Genomic DNA, 16,095 nt, shown 5'->3' with positions numbered 1-16,095 from the left:
CAGGAAGGATCGCGCAGGATATCGCGACGTGGCTGCCCGAAGGCAGCCCGGTCTTACGTCGCCGGCGCGCCATGTATTTGTTACGCCGAGCCTGAGGTTCCTTCGGCGGAAACAAAATGACTTGCCCTGCCGCGCGCGGGCGGGGCCAGGGGGTGGGTCTTCAGCCACATCTGTTAATCTTGCGCGCGTCCTGTGTAACGGTAACCGACCCGGTGCTATTCAAATCGGAACGAACTGGCGATGACTCCACGCTGCGTCTGTGCGGCGCCTGGTGCATCGACAATCTTCCCGAAATGGAGACCACGCTGGCGCAGCTCGAGCAGCGGGGCCGCTACACCAGGCTCGATTTCAGCGACATCCAAACGATGGATCTGTCCGGCGCCTGGCTGCTGCGCAACTGGCTGGAGCGCAGCCGGGCCGGAGGGCGCATGGCAGTGGTCGGCAAGCGGCCGTCGCACTTCGCCTTCCTGGATGAGCTGCTGGAACAGAAAGGCGGCAAGACTCCACCGCAACAATCGGCCGACTCGTCGCTGCGCGATGCCGTGGTTTGGGTTGGCCGGGGCGCGGTTCAGCAAGCCAAGCAAAGCCGCGACGCCATCGGCTTCTTCGGCCGCATCACCATGACCTGGCTGCGTGCCATGCGCAGCGCCCATCACCTGCGCCTGCCGTCGATCGCGCGACATATATATGAGACCGGCATTCAGGCCATTCCCATCGTGTCGCTGATCGCGTTCCTGATCAGCGTCATCGTGGCCTATCTCGGTGCGCAACAGTTGCGACAGTTCGGTGCGGAAATTTTCACTGTCGATCTGGTGGCCATCTCCGTGTTGCGCGAGATGGGCGTGCTGCTCACTTCCATTATCGTGGCCGGTCGCTCGGGCAGCGCGTTTGCCGCCGAGATCGGCGTGATGCGACTCAATGACGAAATCGATGCGCTGGAGTCCATGGGCGTGGACATTTACGAGGTGCTGGTGGTGCCGCGTCTGATCGGCCTGCTGATCGCCTTGCCGTTGCTGACCATCGTGGCCGATGCCATGGGCCTGGCGGGCGGCGCGCTGCTGTCGTCGCTACTGCTGGACATTTCGTTATCACAATTCATTCCGAGAGTGCAGGACGCGCTGGCGCCGACCACCTTCTGGGCGGGCCTGGTCAAAGCGCCCGTGTTCGCCATGTTGATCGCACTGGTCGGTACGTATCGAGGCATGCAGGTGCGCGACTCGTCCCGCGAACTGGGTCGCCTCACCACCGTCGCGGTGGTGCAGTCGATCTTCCTCGTGATCTTCGCCGATGCCATCTTCGCGATCGTGTTCGTGGAGCTGGATTTCTGATCATGAGCTCCAACCCCCAGACCTCCTCGGATCAGACACCCATCATATCGGTGCGCAACCTGGTCAACCGCTTCGGCCAGCAGGTCGTGCACGACGGCGTCAACCTGGATGTGATGCCCGGCGAGGTGCTCGGCATCGTCGGCGGCTCGGGCAGCGGCAAGTCGGTACTGCTCAGGACCATGCTGGGGCTGCAGCGCCCTTGGTCGGGACAAGTGCTGATCGAAGGTCGCGACATCACTCAGATGAGCGGCGCGGAACTGCTGTCCGTCAAACGGCGTTACGGCGTGACTTTCCAGCATGGCGCGTTGTTCAGCTCGCTGAGCGTGGCGGAAAACATCCAGCTGCCCATTCGCGAGTACTTCGATGCTTCGCCCGCCGCGCTGGAGGCGCTGACCGAGCTGCGATTGCGCATGGTCGGGCTGCCGGTGGACGCGGGCGCGAAACTGCCGTCGCAGCTGTCCGGTGGCATGGTCAAGCGCGCGGCGCTGGCGCGCGCGCTGGCGCTGGATCCCGCCCTGTTGTTTCTAGACGAGCCCACCGCCGGTCTCGACCCCATCTCCGCGGCCGGCTTCGACGAGTTGGTAACCTATCTGCATCGCAGCCTGAAGCTGACCATCGTGATGATCACGCACGACCTGGATACGTTGCTGGCCACCTGCAGCCGCGTGGCGGTGCTGGTTGACAGAAAAATCGTGGTCGATACGCTCGACGGCATCATGAAAAACCCACATCCGTGGATCCAGGAGTACTTCCACGGGCCTCGCTCCCGAGCGGCCCAGGTCTCTGCCAATGGGGCTTCCGCCAGCGAGGTCGCGCGGTAGCTCATGGAACGAGACGCTCATTACGTCGCGGTCGGCGCCTTCATTCTGCTGGTGGTCGCCATGGCCATCGGCTTCGTGCTCTGGTACACCGACGCGAACGACGGCCGCGAGTACACCCGTTACGAGATTTATTTCACCGGCTCGGTCAGCGGCCTGGATCGCGGCAGCCCGGTACGCTTTCTCGGCGTGGATGTGGGCAGGGTGCGCCGGCTCGCCATCGACTCGAGCGACGCCACTCGGGTGCACGTGGTGGTCGAGGTTGATAAGAGCGCGCCGATCTCGGCAGCAACGCGCGCCAGCCTCGGGCTGCAAGGCGTCACCGGCCTGTTGTATGTGAACCTGAAAGAAGCCTCCGATGTCGATCGCAATGCGCCGTTGCTTCAGGGCGAAAACTATCCCGTGATCGAAGCGGTCGAATCCGATTTCGACGCCTTCCTGGCCAGCCTGCCGGAGCTGATGGGGCGTGCCAACACCTTGCTGGAACGATTGTCACGCGTGGTCTCGGACGAGAACCTCAACGGCATCGCCGAAACCATCAAGGGCATGCGCGACACCATGGCCACCATGCCGCAGACCGCGAAAGACGTGCAGCAGCTGGTCTCGGAGCTGCGCGCTACCGTGGTCGAGATTCATGGCGCTTCGGAATCGCTGCGAGCCATGAGCGAAGACGCTCGGCCCGAGGTGAAGCAGGCGTTGGCTCGGATGAACGATATAGCAACCAATCTTGCCGAGGCGTCGCTGCGAGTCGACCGCTTCACGCAACAAAGCGAAGTGCAGCTGGGCAATTTCACCGAGCAAGGCTTGTTCGAACTGGAGCGACTGATGCGCGAGACGCGTCAGGCCGCCCGGGAATTCCGCGACCTGTCGCGCAGCCTGCAGGAAAATCCGTCGCAGATTCTGTATGAGCCGCCGGAGAGCGGCGTCGAGATCAAGCCATGAGCGCAGGCATGAAAGCTGGGTTGATGGGTGCGGTCGCCGTGTTGTGCGCCGCTTGCACCGGCTCGCTGTTCGACAGCGATTTGCCCGTGCCCAGTTCGTATGTGCTCGCGTCGGCGCCGGCAGGCTCCGTCAGCGGTGCGCCGAGGACGGCGGTGGATTTGTCCATCGGCCGGCCGGATTTCGCGCCGGGGCTCGATACCGAACGCATCGCAGTGCTCAAGGGACGGCAGCTCGACTACTACCGCGGCGTGCGCTGGGGCGGCCGCACCGTCGAGGTCGTGCAGAGCATGCTGGTCAGCAGCCTCAACGACCAGCAGTTGTTTCGTAGCGTGACTGCCGAGCAGGCGCGCGTCGCCACCGATTACATGCTGGATATCGAGGTGCGCAACTTCGAGGCCGACTACGCGAACGGCTCGAATCCCGAAGCGCACGTGATGATCATCGGTCGCCTGATCCGCGTGTTCGACCGGAAGCTGGTGACAACCGTGAGCAGCGACGCCCGAGTCGCGTCACGTGAGGAACGCATGAGTGCGGTCGCGGCGGCGTTCGAGTCCGCCGCGCAGAAAGTGGCTTTGGACCTTGCGCGGCAAACGGCGGTCGCGGTCGCCGAAGATCAGCCAGTACTTCGCAAGGCGCGCGGCGAAGGCAATCAGACCGATCCCGAGTGATGGTGCGAAGTTCGTTGCTGGCGGGCCTGTGCCTGCTGTTCTGTGCGGCTGTCTGTTCGACGGCCTGGGCCGATGACCGTGACTTCTCCGGTACGGTCAGAAAGATATTCGATGGCGACAGTTTTCTGGTGCGCCCGGCGCAGGGCAAAGACGTCGACGTGCGTCTACAAGACATCGACGCGCCCGAGAAGCGTCAACCGTATGGCAACGCTGCGCGCGCCGCTCTCGTCAAACTGATCGGCGATCGGCAAGTGTTCGTGGATGTGATCGACACCGATCGTTACGGGCGCAAGGTCGTGCGTGTATATCGCGAGCCGGATCGGCTCGATGTCGTCAAAGCGCTGGTGCGCGACGGTCATGTTTGGGTCTACCGCCGCACGGTTCACGATCGTTCACTGATCGAGCTCGAAGAGGAGGCGCGCGCCAGTCGGCGTGGTCTGTGGGCGTTGCCCTCCAAGGACCTGACGCCGCCGTGGCAGTATCGATATCAGCAGCGCCAGAAGAACGCAAAGAAAACCACGGTGGCGTTAGAAGGTGCTCAACCCCGTGGCTTCCATCAAACGGTAACGCCAGTAGCGGCCGGGATCGTCGTCGCGCCAGGCGCCGTAGGGAGCAGTGAAGCTCGTCCCGAGTGGACCATCGTTGTTCCACAACCGGTCGAAATAACCGATCAGCTCTATCGCCAGCGCTGAGCGGGCGCTCAGCTCCAGTGCGACGTTGGCTTCCAGATTGTAGTTGCCGATGTTGCGGCGAGTGAGATTCGCCGAGCCCAGCGACGCGATCAAGCGATCGCCGTGGTTGATCAGCGCGAGCTTGGTATGAAACTGCTCGCCGTGGGTGCGATACCAACGCACCTCGATCTTCTCCTCGCTGCGTTCGACCAGCTCCGAGGCGACCGGCCGGTTGGGCACGCCGTCCTTCTGGCGGCCGAAGGCGTCGCGATTCGGATCGAGGATCAATCTGACTTTCACCCCGCGTGACGCCGAGCGAAGCAGCGCCTTCACGATCGTTCGGTCCGACAGATAAAACGTTGCGATGTTCACGGCGTCGCCGTTGCGCGTCGAATCGATCGCGCCGAGCAGATGTTCGCGAATCGCTTGTTCGGTGAGGAACTGCAGCTGCACGGGATCCTTGGATTGCGTCTCGGGCTCGCTGGGCGGGGAGGCGTAGATGTGACCTTTCCAGCCGGAAAATCGGGCCACCGCCATTTCGCTGTTTACGATGTGCTTGGCCAGCTCGCCATTCAAGCGCACCGCCACGTTTGAATGCGCACTGCTGCCGTCGTGCGGGTTGGCCGAAGTCACCAGTGCATCGAGAGTGCCGTCGGCGCGGTCGGCCACGATCACTTTGCGATGATTCGCTTTGAAGTTCGCGAGCGCCAGCCAGCTGCGCAAAGTGATCGGCGCACCGCCAGGCGGCGCGAACGGATTCATCATCGACCCGCCGTCGGGAGCATTGCCCCACCATTGCAGGAACATGCGCCAGAACGCCGAGTACGCCGGGTTTGAATCGCGCAGCGGGTCGAGATCGGTGGTGATTACGTCGATTCCGGCGGCGCGCAGCTCGTTCAGCAGCGGCGAGGGCATGCCGCCATAGATATCGTTGATAGGATCGGTGATCAGCAGAACGGCGAGGTCCGGCCGCGCCGCCTTGCGCGCCAGCAGGCGATCGGCGAGCTCACGACTCAGTGGTCGATGCACATTGTCCGCCGCGCCCATCATGTCGTTGAGCAGAAAGAAGTCGGCGACTACGAACGACTGCGCCCCGCCGATGATGGCGAACACCTCGTCGAAGATGCGTTGCTCACGCACGTCTTCACCGGTCGGCGCGGTGGTGCTCAAGTCATAGAGAAACTGAACGTTGCCGGCTTCGGTGGTGACCACCGGCGAGCTTACTTCGGTGCCCGGCGGCATGGGTTTGACGACGTTCCAGCCGGCGACGCCACCCCACCAGGCGAGCAATGCCCATCCCAGCCACCGTTTCCGAAACCGCCGGCGCGGCGCCGATTGTTCTTCGAGTTCGAATTCCATGGCCGGATTGTAGTGGGCGCGGACCCACGGCGCTGCAGACCAGTCCGGGTTTCCCCGAACAGCAGCGTTACTTGTTGTTCCAATCCCTGGCGCGGGCGGCCTGCTCTTGTTCCTGATCCAGCGCTTCGCCGGTCATGGTGTCTTCGACGGCGGTGAGGACGGCTGGCGGCAGCACCGTGCCAGCCATGCGATATTCGCCGCTTGGTTGACCGGGCACGGGCTCGTTCAATGCACGCACCTTCCAGGTGTTGTCTTCTCTACAGGCGAAGCCCGCGGCCGAGGTGGTCACGAATGTGCGGCAGTATTGACCTTCGCGGTCGCGGAAGGTGAGGCCGATGTGAACGTTGCCACGTTGCATCGTGCCTCCAACCTGATCCGTGAGCGCCGCGGACAATTCGCCGCGCGCGACGATGCCGGCGGCGCTGGTTGCAAACAAATCCGATCGCGCTGGCTGCAGGGCAGTGCGCCCGGCAAGGACGCCGATGACCATACTGGCCGCGATCGCGCCCCATTCTCGCCACGACCAGCCTTTCCTTGGACTCACAGCACGCTGTTTCGCTGAGCGTGCTGCGTTCAGATCGGTGACACTGGCGTGCTTCGAGGCCGGCGAAGCAGCGGCAGCATCCAGCAACCGAGCCGGCATCGGTTCGTCGAGCACGGGGCCGAAGGCCGCGCCTAGATCGGCCCGCAACTGGCGATGTCTGCCGATGCGTTCGGCGATGGCAGGATCGAGCGCCATCGCGGCTTCGATCTCGCGCCGCAGATCGGCGTCGAGCTCGCCATCCGCATAGGCCATCAGCGTTTCATCGGAGAACTGCATGATCCACCTTCACTCCAGCTGCTTCTGCAGCGCTTCGCGGCCGCGCGCCAGACGGCTGGTCAATGTTCCTATCGGCACATCCAGCGCTTCCGCCGCTTCCTTGTAGGAAAGCCCCTCGATCAGCACCAGCGCCACGGCCAAGCGCTGCTCGTCCGGCAGCGAGGCCATCGCCTTTTGCACTGACAACAGGCGCTGCTGGGCTTCGCTGGCGTTGTCGCCTACATCCAGGCCGGCTTCTTCCGGGGCCAGCACTTGTCCGCGACGGCTGCGGGCGCGGGCTTCGTCGATCCAGGCGTTGCGCATGATGCCGAACATCCAGCTGTGAAACGGCGCTTCGGGCCGCCACTGCTCATGGCGCAGCAAGGCGCGCTCGATCGCGATCTGCACCAGGTCGTCCGCATCCGACGCGTTACGCGTGATGGCGCGGCCGAAACGGCGCAGTCGAGGCAGCAGCGCCACGATGTGCTGGCGGACCTGCTGCAAAGAAGACGTCGTGCTGGCCGGTGTCTCGCTCATGAATACGCGTCCGAGGCGCGGTTTAATCCAGGGTTGTCGAAATATTGTTCAAGCGTTGTCTTGTCGGACGCTGCGATTGCGTTCGCTAGGGTACTGCGAGAGGCCGCCATCTGTCGCCGGCTGGCGACCTGGAGCTCGCGTCCCGCGGAAGGATTTCGGCGCGCCGGACGTATATGCTGACGGGCAAGCCTACTTATGTTCCCGACCAAGCTCATTCGAATTTGCGCCATTCTGCTGCTTGCTGCAGCTGGGCCGGCGCGCGCGCAGGTGGGATTGCCCCCGGCGCAACTGCCCAACTTGCCCAGGCTACCCACGGATTCGTTGAATCGAACAGTAGACGGCGTGCTCGATCGAGCGGACCCGCGCCAGCTTCGCGAGCTGCGACAGCTGCGGATTCGGACTCTGCTCCGGGCCAATCGCACCCTGTTGGACGCAGATCCTCGCGGCGCGCCGATCATACGCAATGAAGTCGTCGCGCTATCGCCCACTGAGGCCGCGCTCGACCGCGCGCGTGCGGCGGGTTTTGGGATTGGTCGCACGCGAGTGTTGGAAGGGCTGGATGTCACCATCGTGGTCCTGCAAGCACCCACCGGCATGTCCACCCGTCGTGCACTTGAACGTCTGCGCCGAGCGGATCCGGAGGGGACATACGATTACAACCATATCTACCTCGAGAGCGGTGAGATTCTAGCCGCGCCTACGCGGACAGCCGCCACCGCGGCGCAGGGCGGCGGTGGAGCAAGGATCGATAACCACAAGGTCGGCTTGATCGACGGCGGCGTGCAGCGTACGCATCCAGTGTTTAGCGGTGTGACTGTGCATGAGCATGGGTGCGCCGGCTCTATCCCCAGTTCGCATGGGACTGCAGTCGCTTCCTTGCTGGTCGGCCGCAGTGATGTGTTTCATGGCGCCGCGCCCGGCGCCGAGTTGTTCGCCGCCGATGTTTACTGCGGGCTCGCAACCGGAGGCGCCGTCGATTCAGTCGCTGAAGCGTTCGCATGGATGGCGCGTGAGAAAGTTCCAGTGATCAATATCAGTCTGGTCGGGCCAGCGAATGTTCTGCTGGAACAGATCATCCGCGTTGTAACTGCTCGTGGCCATGTGGTGGTCGCCGCCGTCGGGAACGACGGGCCGAGTGCGCCGCCTTTATTCCCCGCGGCTTATCCCTCCGTTGTCGCCGTGACGGGCGTCGATGCTAAACAACGCGTGCTCGTTGAAGCCTGCCGCGGCAAACACGTCGACTTCTCGGCCCCTGGCGCCAACATGTCCGCCGCGGGCATCGAGTCGCCCTTCGCCGTCGTCCGCGGCACCTCCTTCGCTGCCCCCATCGTCGCCGGGCTCCTCGCCCGGCAGCTCGACACCATCGATAAAACCCACGCGGACTCCGCCGTCGCCGCCTTGGCGGCGCAGGCCGCCGATTTGGGTGCTCGCGGCGCCGACAAGATCTATGGCAACGGGCTCGTCGGCGACGAGCTGCGTCCGCCGGAGCAACTGGCGTCGAGATGACGTGTCTGCCGGGCTGAGGACGCTGCCGACGTGTCGGCGGCGGGTTCGTGGCGGTAGAGCGGGCGGTAGGTGAGCAAAAAAATTCGGTGTCATTGGAAGAAATCGGCGGGCGGCGTCGTACTCCAGTCAAAGGCCGCAGATTGGCTGCGCCAGGAGGAGAGATTCCATGAAGACTCGTTTCGTGCTGATCGGTGTTGCGATGGCTGCCGCTCTGAATTGCGCTGCGGTGAATGCTCAGGGGCTGGGCGGCGTGAGCGGCGGATTGGGGGGCACATTGTCGGGCAGCATGCGTGATATGAGCATGGCCACGCAGGGCACAGTGAACGGCTCGTTCGGCGCCGATCTGGATGCGAGCTCGCTGCGTCGGACAACCGGTGACACTGCTGACCGGGCAACCAATCGAGTGCGGGATACGACCAGCGCCGTCCGCAATCGCGCAGCTGGGAAGGTGGGTGAGGCGCGGGACAAAGTTGGCGAGACGCGTCAAGCGGCCACGACGGCCACTTCAGCCGCCGCCGCGACGGCCGTGGGTGCGATCAATGGCGTGCAGGTTGAAGGCGCCGCCGAGATGGCGGGCTCGGCGACATCGAGCGCGAGCCGCGACGGAATCAATCTCGCCGGAGCTACGCAGGCCACAGGCAGTGGCGCGCTGAATGGCGCGACGCTACCGCAGTCGGAAGTGCCGAGTGTCGAGCCGGCCCAGTCAGGCGGGGGCGAGAACACGATTGTTCCTAGCGCGCCCGAGCCGTCTGGGAATGAAGGCACAGCTCAATCATCGGGCGCCCTGGATGTCTCGGCGGGCGCGAATGGATCGGCTTCCGCTTCCCAGAGCGGCCTGGCGGCCACAGGCGAGGGTTCGGCAAGCGCATCGAGGAAGTGACGACGACTCTACTTGCGACATAAAAGACGGCGCCGAGGATAAAACCTCGGCGCTCGCTCGATGATCAATCCGGCGGCCGGCCCTCGTCGCACTTCTTGCAATCGAGTTCCAACCCTAGCGCCGTCGCGCGGCCTTCGGGTGTGACCACCCAGGGGCGATTGGTCCAGGGAGGATTGTGACGAACGTGTTGATCGTGGCCGCAGTCGAGGCGCGCGACCCAGTGCTGCTCATGATCCTGATGGAATGAAACGATCTTGCGTTTCATCGTGGATTTCAGCGAGGCGTCGCGAAGACCTGGGTCCAGTAGATGCCGGCGTCGCTCTTGGGATCGGCTACGAAAGCGATGCCCATCTCGGTGAAGCCGGGGCTCATGATGTTGGCACAATGACCGGGGCTTGCAATCCAGCCCTGCACGACCGCCTCGGCCGTCTGCGACCCGATGGCGATATTCTCGCCAACCGTGCGCCACGTATAACCGACGCGCGTCACGCGGTCGCTGACTTTGCTGCCATCCGATCCCCGGTGCTCGAAGAAATCCTTGTTCGCCATGTCCTGACTGTGAATCAGCGCCGCTCGATTCAGCACAGCCGATAACCTGAGCGGCGCCACGGCAGGAAACGACGAACGTCCACACTTGCGGGGTTTGGCGCGAGCCGCATTGACCAGCGCCAACGCCTGCTGACTCACCTGCGCCGAATCTTTCACGGACGGTGTGACGAACGGCGCCGCAACCACCACCCACAGCGCATCGCCCCGTCGGTACGTGCCGATCTCCTTGAAGGTCGGATCGGTGATGGTCTGGCAATAATTTTTCCGGAGCACTTCCAGAATGGCCTGCGGGTCCGTCGAGCCTTCCACTCGCATGGACGCCGACTCGGTCGCCCGATAATCCGAGCGCGCGATCGCTTCGTGCAGTCGCCCTCCCTTGGACCACTCTCGCGCGACCACGTCCAACTCACGATTGGAACGCAAGGGTTGCGCGACGCCTGGCCGCCGGTCGCAACCCTTGCGGCGAATCTCGTTCAAACCATCATCGATATCCGCGACCGCAGGCGGCGCAATCGATGCACAACACAGGGCCAGGGCGCTCGCAAACTTTCTCATGCCTGGATGTTACGTCACGGCATGCGCGTGATTCGAGTCGCGCCGCCGCTGGCCCGAGCGACTACGCGTGCCAGCGGGCTTGCCTTCCTGCACGAACTTTCGAATCGCATCCTGCAGCGGTCGTTCCGCCTCACAGTAGTGTTGCCACTCGGTCGCTTTGCCGACGTAGTTCTTCGCCGTGCGCATGGTATAGCGCGTCGGGTCGAGACCTGCCTTCACCTGCGACCAGTTCAGCAGCATGGAAACCGTCGCGCCGTCTCGCATGCGCGGTGACAGCGGGGCCACCGCCGTCGACAGGCGATCGTTGCGCAGATAGTCCAGGAAGATGCGACCGCCGCGTTGTTTCTTCGACATGTTGACCAGGTACAGATCCGGGCTGTCCTCGGCCATGCGCAAGCACACGCCTTGCGCAAACGCCTTGGCTTCGGGCCATTTCAAACGATTGTTCCTGGAGTCGGCCAGCGGCGTGACCACGTGCAGGCCCTTGCCGCCGGTGGTTTTGCAAAACGCGACCAGTCCCAGCGCTTCGAGCCGCTCCTTGATTTCCTTCGCGGCGTTGATGACCGCCGTGAACGACACATCGGGCCCCGGATCGAGATCGAACACCAGGCGGCCCGGCGTTTCAGGTTTGTCCGGCTGACAATTCCATGGATGCAGCTCGACGCCGGCGGACTGGGCGATGGCTGCGAGCGCCTCGACACGATCGATCTGCAGGTACGGCTTGTGATCGCCGAACACTTTCACCATGGTGATCAGGTTCGAGGTGCCTTGCATGGCATGTCGCTGGAAGAAACGTTCCTTGTGAATGCCGTCGGGCGCCCGGATCACTGAACAGGGTCGGCCCTTGATGTGCGCCATGATCCACTCGCCCATGCTTTCGTAATAACGGGCGAGGTCGAGCTTGGTCACCGGCCGGTCGTCGTTGGCATGCGGCCACAGCGGCTTGTCGGCGCTGGAGATGGGCACGCCCATGACGACATTGGAGCCATCGCTGGCGGACTTGCTCGACGACGACTTCGTCGACGTTTGTTTGTTCGCGGACTTGCTCGCGGCCTTTGCCGGCGCGGTTTTGCTTCGAGCTGTCTTGGGTTCTGGCTCTACCACATCGACGTCCTGCGCAGGCGCCGGCTGCTCCGCCACGATCTCGCTCGCCGACTTGTCCATGCGCAGGCCTTTGAACGCAGCCTGGCGCACATTGCCGCCCCCGGTCCATCCGGCGAATTCGATCTCGGCCACCAGCTTCGGTTTGGCCCAATGCACATCCGCGCCTTTGCGCGGCGCCATCTTGCCGGTGAACGGATTTCTGTCGGTCTCGAGCTTCTTCAGCTTGGGCCACAGCGTGGCGAGCTTGTCGCCGCCGAAGCCGGTGCCGACGCGGCCTACGTGAATCAGGTGACCGTCCCGATGGACGCCGACCAGCAGCGACCGGAAGTTCCTGCCCGTTTGCGTCCAGCCGCCGATCACCACTTCCTGCCCGGCGCGACACTTCGCCTTGGTCCAGTCGCCCACGCGCCCCGCTCGGTACGTCGAATCCAGTCGCTTGGAAATGATGCCTTCGAGGTTCATGCGACAAGCCGACTGCAACACGGCTTCGCCCGCCGTCTCGAAATGATCGACATAGCGGATCAACCCGGTGGCGTCTTGTCGCTGCTGTTCCAGATACGCTTTGAGCTCGGCCTTGCGCTCGCTGAGTGTCAGCGAGCGGCGGTCGCCCTCCTCGCTGTACATCAGGTCGAAGGCGAAAAAGATCAGATCGTCGGTGCGTCCCTCCGACAGCGCCGCTTGCAAGGCCGCGAAATCGGGCGAGCCGTTATCGTCCAGCGCGGCGACTTCGCCATCGATGATGGCGTCGGGGAAGTCGCGCGCCGCAGCGGCGATGGCTTGGAATTTGTCGGTCCAATCCAGGCCTTTGCGCGTCTTCAATGTCACTTCGCCATCGGCGATGCGCAGCTGCAGGCGATAACCGTCGAACTTCACCTCGTGGCCCCAGCCGGCGCCGCCGGGCGGACGGTCGATCGGCTTACACAACTCGGGCTCGATGAAGTCCGGTATTCGCACACGCTTGCCGGATGCCTTTTTGGCCCGACCCCGTGTTTTGGCTTTGGCGCCGGCGGACCTGGAGCGAGCAGTCTTGGTTGCAACCGCGGTGTTGCGTGCCGCGACCTTCTTGGTTGAAGGCGCCTCCTCATCCGACTCGCGGTTCGAATGCCAAACCGCGTCGGCCTTGCCGGCTTTCTTGAGCATGAACGGTTTGGGTGAACGGCCCTTGCCAGCGGCGATCGCCGCCATGGGCCGGGCGGAAGCGACCGAGCGATCTTCCTCCATCACTTGCTCCATCGCTGCCGCGTCGAGCGCGAACTTGTCGCGATGTTTGATCAACAGCCAGTTGGTGCGTTTGCCGCCGTAGCGATCGTTCTTCATGCGGACGATCACGAAGCTGCCGTTCAAGCGCGTGCCAGCCAGTTCGAACTTGAGCTCGCCGCGCTTGAGCTGCTCTTCGGCGGAACGCTCGCCGATCGGGCGCCAATAGCCGCGATCCCAAAGTTGTACTGTACCTCCGCCGTATTGGCCTTTCGGGATGGTGCCTTCAAAGTCGCCGTAATCCAGCGGATGATCTTCGACTTCCACGGCGAGGCGCTTGTCCTGAGGATTCAGCGAAGGTCCGCGTGTGACCGCCCAGGACTTGAAGACGCCGCCCAGCTCCAGACGCAGGTCGTAGTGCAAACGGGTCGCGGCGTGCTTCTGGACCACGAAGCGCAGCTGCGGCGACCTGGTCACTTTTTGCCGGCCGCTCGGCTCAGCCGTCTTGGTGAAGTCGCGCATCGCGCGATAGCGGGAGAGTTTCTGGGTTGCCACATCGCACCTCTGCGGTGAAAAATCGCGCCGGTGGTATGCGGGAACGCCGTAGATCCGTGTCACGTTCCTTCGATAGAGAGCTCACAGAGAACCACAATGAATATCCCGAGATCCATGGCGCTTGCCGCTCTTTTGCTGACCACGCTGAGCGCCGCCGGCGCCGAGCGGCTCAACGTGAAGCTGGGCTTGTGGGAAATGACCTCCATCATGCGCTTCAGCGGCGTGCCGCCGCTGCCCAAGGAACTGGTGGACAAGATGACGCCCGAGCAGCGCGCCAAGATGATCGCCGATCTCAAGGCGGCCGCCGCCGAGGAACCGGAGGAGGAAGTCAGCAGCGAGTGCATCACGCAGGAAGATCTGGACAAGCCGTTCAGCTCCGCTGATGACGACTGCACCCAGACCGTGGTGCGCACGACGCGCAACACTCAGGAAATCCGCATGAGTTGCACCGGCAAGATCAAGGGCTCGGGCTTGTTTCGTGTGACTACGCCCACGCCGGAGACCATGACGGGCGAGCTGGACTTGAAGACTGGCGAAGGCCCGGACGCCTTCACGCTCAAGGGCAAGATCAAGGGCCGCTGGCTGGGCCCGGACTGCGGCGACGAGGACGACGACGACATGGATGACGACGAGAACACCGACGAAATTCCGGAGCAGTAATCCTGGTCGCGGTAGCGCGGGCCGCTAGTTTTCTCGCGCACATCCCTTATGCTTGCCTCCGGCAGTGACGCCCGGAGGCAGCATGACTTTCAGCAATCATCAGTTCCGTCTGGCAGCCCGACCGGTCGGTGCGGTCAAGCGCAGCGACTTCAACTACGTCGAAGAGCCGACTCGCGCGCCCGGCGACAATGAAGTGCTGGTGAAGACTTTGTATCTATCGCTCGATCCGGCCATGCGGGGCTGGATGAACGAAGGCAAGTCATACATTGCCCCGGTGCAGCTCGGTGAGGTCATGCGCGCCGGCGGCGTCGGCAAAGTGATCGAGTCGCGGCATCCGAAGTTCAGCCCGGGCGAGTTCGTCTCCGGCTCGCTGGGTGTTCAGGAGTACGCCACGCTGGAGGCCAAGCTGCTGACCAAAATCGATCCGGCGCTCGCGCCGTTGCCTGCTTATCTGGGCGCCTTCGGCATGCCGGGCATGACGGCGTATTTCGGCTTGCTCGACATCGGCAAGCCTCAGCCGGGCGAGACCGTCGTTGTCTCCGGCGCGGCCGGTGCGGTCGGCACAGTGGTCGGGCAGATTGCCAGGATCAAAGGCTGTCGCGTGGTGGGCATCGCCGGCGGCCAGCAGAAATGCGAGTACCTCACGCAGCAGCTCGGCTTCGATGCTGCGATCGACTACAAAGCCGAGGATGTCAAGAAAGCTTTGCGCCAGCATTGCCCGAAAGGCGTCGATGTTTATTTCGACAACGTCGGCGGCGACATTCTCGACATCGTGCTCACCCAGCTCGCGCGCAAGGCGCGCATCGTGATCTGCGGCGCCATCTCACAATACAACAGCACCACCGGAGTCAAAGGGCCGTCCAACTACCTTTCGCTGCTGGTCAATCGCGCCAGCATGACGGGCATGGTGGTGTTCGACTACGCCGATCGTTACGCCGAAGCGGGACGGGAGATGGCGGGGTGGTACAAGGCCGGGCAGCTCAAGACGCGGGAAGATGTCGTGTCCGGCTTGGATACCTTCCCCGAGACCTTGCTGAAGCTCTTCAGCGGCGAAAATTTCGGCAAGCTCGTGTTGAAAGTCGCCGACGCTTGAGCCTGCTCGGTTGCCCCGGGTCATCGGCCGCTCGCGGCCGCCTACCCCGCGGCTTAGTTTTCCTTTCCTTTCCGAACGCGCGGCCGCGCCGCGGCAGCGCATTCTCTTTGTTTCTTTCCCAATCGAAAAAACAGTGCTGCGGCGTTATGAGCGGGCCTTCAAACCCCCGCTCTCGCCAGCAACACCGCCGACACACCCTGTGCCGTCCGGTTCGCATCCGTATTCCGATACGAATGCGGCACATTCCCCGGAAACGCCAAGACATCCCCCGCAGCGAGATCGAACCGATCGCCCGCGACGAAAATCGTCACCTGCCCCGACAGACAAGTGAAAAACTCTCGGGTGCCCGGCAAATGAGGCGACCCTCGCATGGAGGCGCCCGGCGCGAAGTCCATGACGTTGAGCACCTCATCCGGCACGCGCTCCGGAATCAGCGAGCGAATCGCGATTCCCCGGCCTGCACTCTGTGCCGGCAGCTCCTCACGCAACCACTTCCGCACCTTCGCGCGCGGTGAGGCCAGCAACTCATCGAGTGGCACGTCCAACGCATTGGCCACCTTGACCAGCACAGTGAGCGAAGGATTGCCATTGCTCGACTCGAGATTCGCAATGGTCGAGCGCGGCACATCGGCGCTCTTGGCCAGCGCCCCTTGAGTGAGATTGCGCACCTGGCGAAAGGCGACCAGGTTGCGCGCCAGGTGTTCGGCCACCAGTTCCGGCTTGTCCATCGTATTCAATTCTCAGCATTGCCAAACAAGCCCGCACCGAAGTTCGCCCCTCATGATGTCCATGCGGCAAACCGTTTGCCAATACGTTGGACAGGGCGCTTGGTTGCGGGCGGCGGGTCACTAAGATGCTGTCATCGAAGGAGGCC

Annotated in this window: 15 protein-coding genes and 1 pseudogene; 9 read left to right on the top strand and 7 right to left on the bottom strand. The window is 63.4% G+C overall.

The genetic code is table 11. From position 1 onward, the window contains the following. Positions 1 to 212 precede the first annotated feature (212 nt). From JM946_RS30180 to JM946_RS30175, 5 genes and pseudogenes are all read left to right on the top strand, one after another. Positions 213 to 1,328: an ABC transporter permease gene (locus tag JM946_RS30180; protein WP_203165863.1), complete on the top strand. Its 1,116-nt coding sequence runs from the start codon at positions 213 to 215 to the stop codon at positions 1,326 to 1,328. Between the two features lie 2 nt (positions 1,329 to 1,330). Then, on the top strand, positions 1,331 to 2,149 hold the full coding sequence (locus JM946_RS04115; protein WP_203165862.1) for an ABC transporter ATP-binding protein: 819 nt from the start codon (positions 1,331 to 1,333) through the stop codon (positions 2,147 to 2,149). Between the two features lie 3 nt (positions 2,150 to 2,152). Further along, positions 2,153 to 3,088, top strand: coding sequence for an MlaD family protein (locus JM946_RS04110; RefSeq protein ID WP_203165861.1), 936 nt, complete (start codon positions 2,153 to 2,155; stop codon positions 3,086 to 3,088). Between the two features lie 8 nt (positions 3,089 to 3,096). Continuing rightward, entirely contained in the window at positions 3,097 to 3,756 is a 660-nt protein-coding gene (locus JM946_RS04105) for an ABC-type transport auxiliary lipoprotein family protein (RefSeq protein ID WP_203165860.1), read from the top strand. Continuing rightward, positions 3,756 to 4,190 (top strand): annotated as a pseudogene (locus tag JM946_RS30175) (thermonuclease family protein); the annotation flags it as partial. The gene JM946_RS04105 and the pseudogene JM946_RS30175, both read left to right, overlap by 1 nt. Positions 4,191 to 4,283: 93 nt before the next feature. Here JM946_RS30175 and JM946_RS04100 read toward each other — a convergent pair. From JM946_RS04100 to JM946_RS04090, 3 genes are all read right to left on the bottom strand, one after another. Beyond that, positions 4,284 to 5,786 (bottom strand): phospholipase D-like domain-containing protein, encoded by a 1,503-nt coding sequence (locus JM946_RS04100; RefSeq protein ID WP_203165859.1) that lies wholly within the window; start codon positions 5,784 to 5,786, stop codon positions 4,284 to 4,286. 67 nt (positions 5,787 to 5,853) lie between these two features. After that, positions 5,854 to 6,606: an anti-sigma factor gene (locus JM946_RS04095; RefSeq protein WP_203165858.1), complete on the bottom strand. Its 753-nt coding sequence runs from the start codon at positions 6,604 to 6,606 to the stop codon at positions 5,854 to 5,856. 9 nt (positions 6,607 to 6,615) lie between these two features. Next, positions 6,616 to 7,122 carry an RNA polymerase sigma factor gene (locus tag JM946_RS04090; RefSeq protein ID WP_203165857.1) on the bottom strand — a complete coding sequence of 169 codons (507 nt, stop codon included), beginning with the start codon at positions 7,120 to 7,122 and terminating at the stop codon, positions 6,616 to 6,618. Between the two features lie 321 nt (positions 7,123 to 7,443). Between JM946_RS04090 and JM946_RS04085 the strand changes: the two genes are divergently transcribed. Together JM946_RS04085 and JM946_RS04080 are read left to right on the top strand one after the other, a co-directional pair. After that, a complete protein-coding gene (locus JM946_RS04085) occupies positions 7,444 to 8,628 on the top strand; it encodes a S8 family serine peptidase (RefSeq protein WP_203165856.1) in 1,185 nt (394 codons plus the stop codon). Between the two features lie 166 nt (positions 8,629 to 8,794). Beyond that, the gene (locus JM946_RS04080; protein WP_203165855.1) at positions 8,795 to 9,508 is read left to right on the top strand and encodes a hypothetical protein; all 714 of its coding nucleotides are present in this window, start codon (positions 8,795 to 8,797) and stop codon (positions 9,506 to 9,508) included. Positions 9,509 to 9,572: 64 nt separating this feature from the next. On the opposite strand, the gene JM946_RS04075 is transcribed toward JM946_RS04080, so the two are convergent. Genes JM946_RS04075 through ligD form a run of 3 tightly spaced genes read right to left on the bottom strand, consistent with a single transcriptional unit; the run spans position 9,573 to position 13,468 of the window. Next, the gene (locus tag JM946_RS04075) at positions 9,573 to 9,773 is read right to left on the bottom strand and encodes a DUF3565 domain-containing protein (protein WP_203165854.1); all 201 of its coding nucleotides are present in this window, start codon (positions 9,771 to 9,773) and stop codon (positions 9,573 to 9,575) included. Positions 9,774 to 9,781: 8 nt separating this feature from the next. Then, positions 9,782 to 10,612 carry a CAP domain-containing protein gene (locus JM946_RS04070; RefSeq protein WP_203165853.1) on the bottom strand — a complete coding sequence of 277 codons (831 nt, stop codon included), beginning with the start codon at positions 10,610 to 10,612 and terminating at the stop codon, positions 9,782 to 9,784. A 9-nt stretch (positions 10,613 to 10,621) separates the two neighbouring features. Next, positions 10,622 to 13,468 carry a DNA ligase D gene (gene ligD / locus JM946_RS04065; RefSeq protein ID WP_203165852.1) on the bottom strand — a complete coding sequence of 949 codons (2,847 nt, stop codon included), beginning with the start codon at positions 13,466 to 13,468 and terminating at the stop codon, positions 10,622 to 10,624. Positions 13,469 to 13,564: 96 nt separating this feature from the next. On the opposite strand from ligD, the gene JM946_RS04060 reads away from it, so the two are divergent. Together JM946_RS04060 and JM946_RS04055 are read left to right on the top strand one after the other, a co-directional pair. Next, positions 13,565 to 14,128, top strand: coding sequence for a DUF3617 domain-containing protein (locus tag JM946_RS04060; RefSeq protein ID WP_203165851.1), 564 nt, complete (start codon positions 13,565 to 13,567; stop codon positions 14,126 to 14,128). A gap of 82 nt (positions 14,129 to 14,210) precedes the next feature. Further along, positions 14,211 to 15,221, top strand: coding sequence for an NADP-dependent oxidoreductase (locus tag JM946_RS04055; protein ID WP_203165850.1), 1,011 nt, complete (start codon positions 14,211 to 14,213; stop codon positions 15,219 to 15,221). A gap of 158 nt (positions 15,222 to 15,379) precedes the next feature. Here JM946_RS04055 and JM946_RS04050 read toward each other — a convergent pair whose 3' ends face one another. Next, positions 15,380 to 15,949 (bottom strand): helix-turn-helix domain-containing protein, encoded by a 570-nt coding sequence (locus tag JM946_RS04050; RefSeq protein ID WP_203165849.1) that lies wholly within the window; start codon positions 15,947 to 15,949, stop codon positions 15,380 to 15,382. Positions 15,950 to 16,095: the final 146 nt, after the last annotated feature.

Origin of the sequence: Steroidobacter gossypii (assembly GCF_016801985.1) — a bacterium.
Lineage (GTDB): Bacteria > Pseudomonadota > Gammaproteobacteria > Steroidobacterales > Steroidobacteraceae > Steroidobacter > Steroidobacter gossypii.
This window is presented reverse-complemented; position numbering and strand designations above follow the sequence as displayed.

Coding starts and splice junctions, on each gene's coding strand:
- JM946_RS04115 (WP_203165862.1), top strand. CDS start 1,331: ATGAGCTCCAACCCCCAGACCTCCTCGGATCAGACACCCATCATATCG.
- JM946_RS04110 (WP_203165861.1), top strand. CDS start 2,153: ATGGAACGAGACGCTCATTACGTCGCGGTCGGCGCCTTCATTCTGCTG.
- JM946_RS04105 (WP_203165860.1), top strand. CDS start 3,097: ATGAAAGCTGGGTTGATGGGTGCGGTCGCCGTGTTGTGCGCCGCTTGC.
- JM946_RS04100 (WP_203165859.1), bottom strand. CDS start 5,786: ATGGAATTCGAACTCGAAGAACAATCGGCGCCGCGCCGGCGGTTTCGG.
- JM946_RS04095 (WP_203165858.1), bottom strand. CDS start 6,606: ATGCAGTTCTCCGATGAAACGCTGATGGCCTATGCGGATGGCGAGCTC.
- JM946_RS04090 (WP_203165857.1), bottom strand. CDS start 7,122: ATGAGCGAGACACCGGCCAGCACGACGTCTTCTTTGCAGCAGGTCCGC.
- JM946_RS04080 (WP_203165855.1), top strand. CDS start 8,795: ATGAAGACTCGTTTCGTGCTGATCGGTGTTGCGATGGCTGCCGCTCTG.
- JM946_RS04075 (WP_203165854.1), bottom strand. CDS start 9,773: ATGAAACGCAAGATCGTTTCATTCCATCAGGATCATGAGCAGCACTGG.
- JM946_RS04070 (WP_203165853.1), bottom strand. CDS start 10,612: ATGAGAAAGTTTGCGAGCGCCCTGGCCCTGTGTTGTGCATCGATTGCG.
- JM946_RS04060 (WP_203165851.1), top strand. CDS start 13,565: ATGAATATCCCGAGATCCATGGCGCTTGCCGCTCTTTTGCTGACCACG.
- JM946_RS04055 (WP_203165850.1), top strand. CDS start 14,211: ATGACTTTCAGCAATCATCAGTTCCGTCTGGCAGCCCGACCGGTCGGT.
- JM946_RS04050 (WP_203165849.1), bottom strand. CDS start 15,949: ATGGACAAGCCGGAACTGGTGGCCGAACACCTGGCGCGCAACCTGGTC.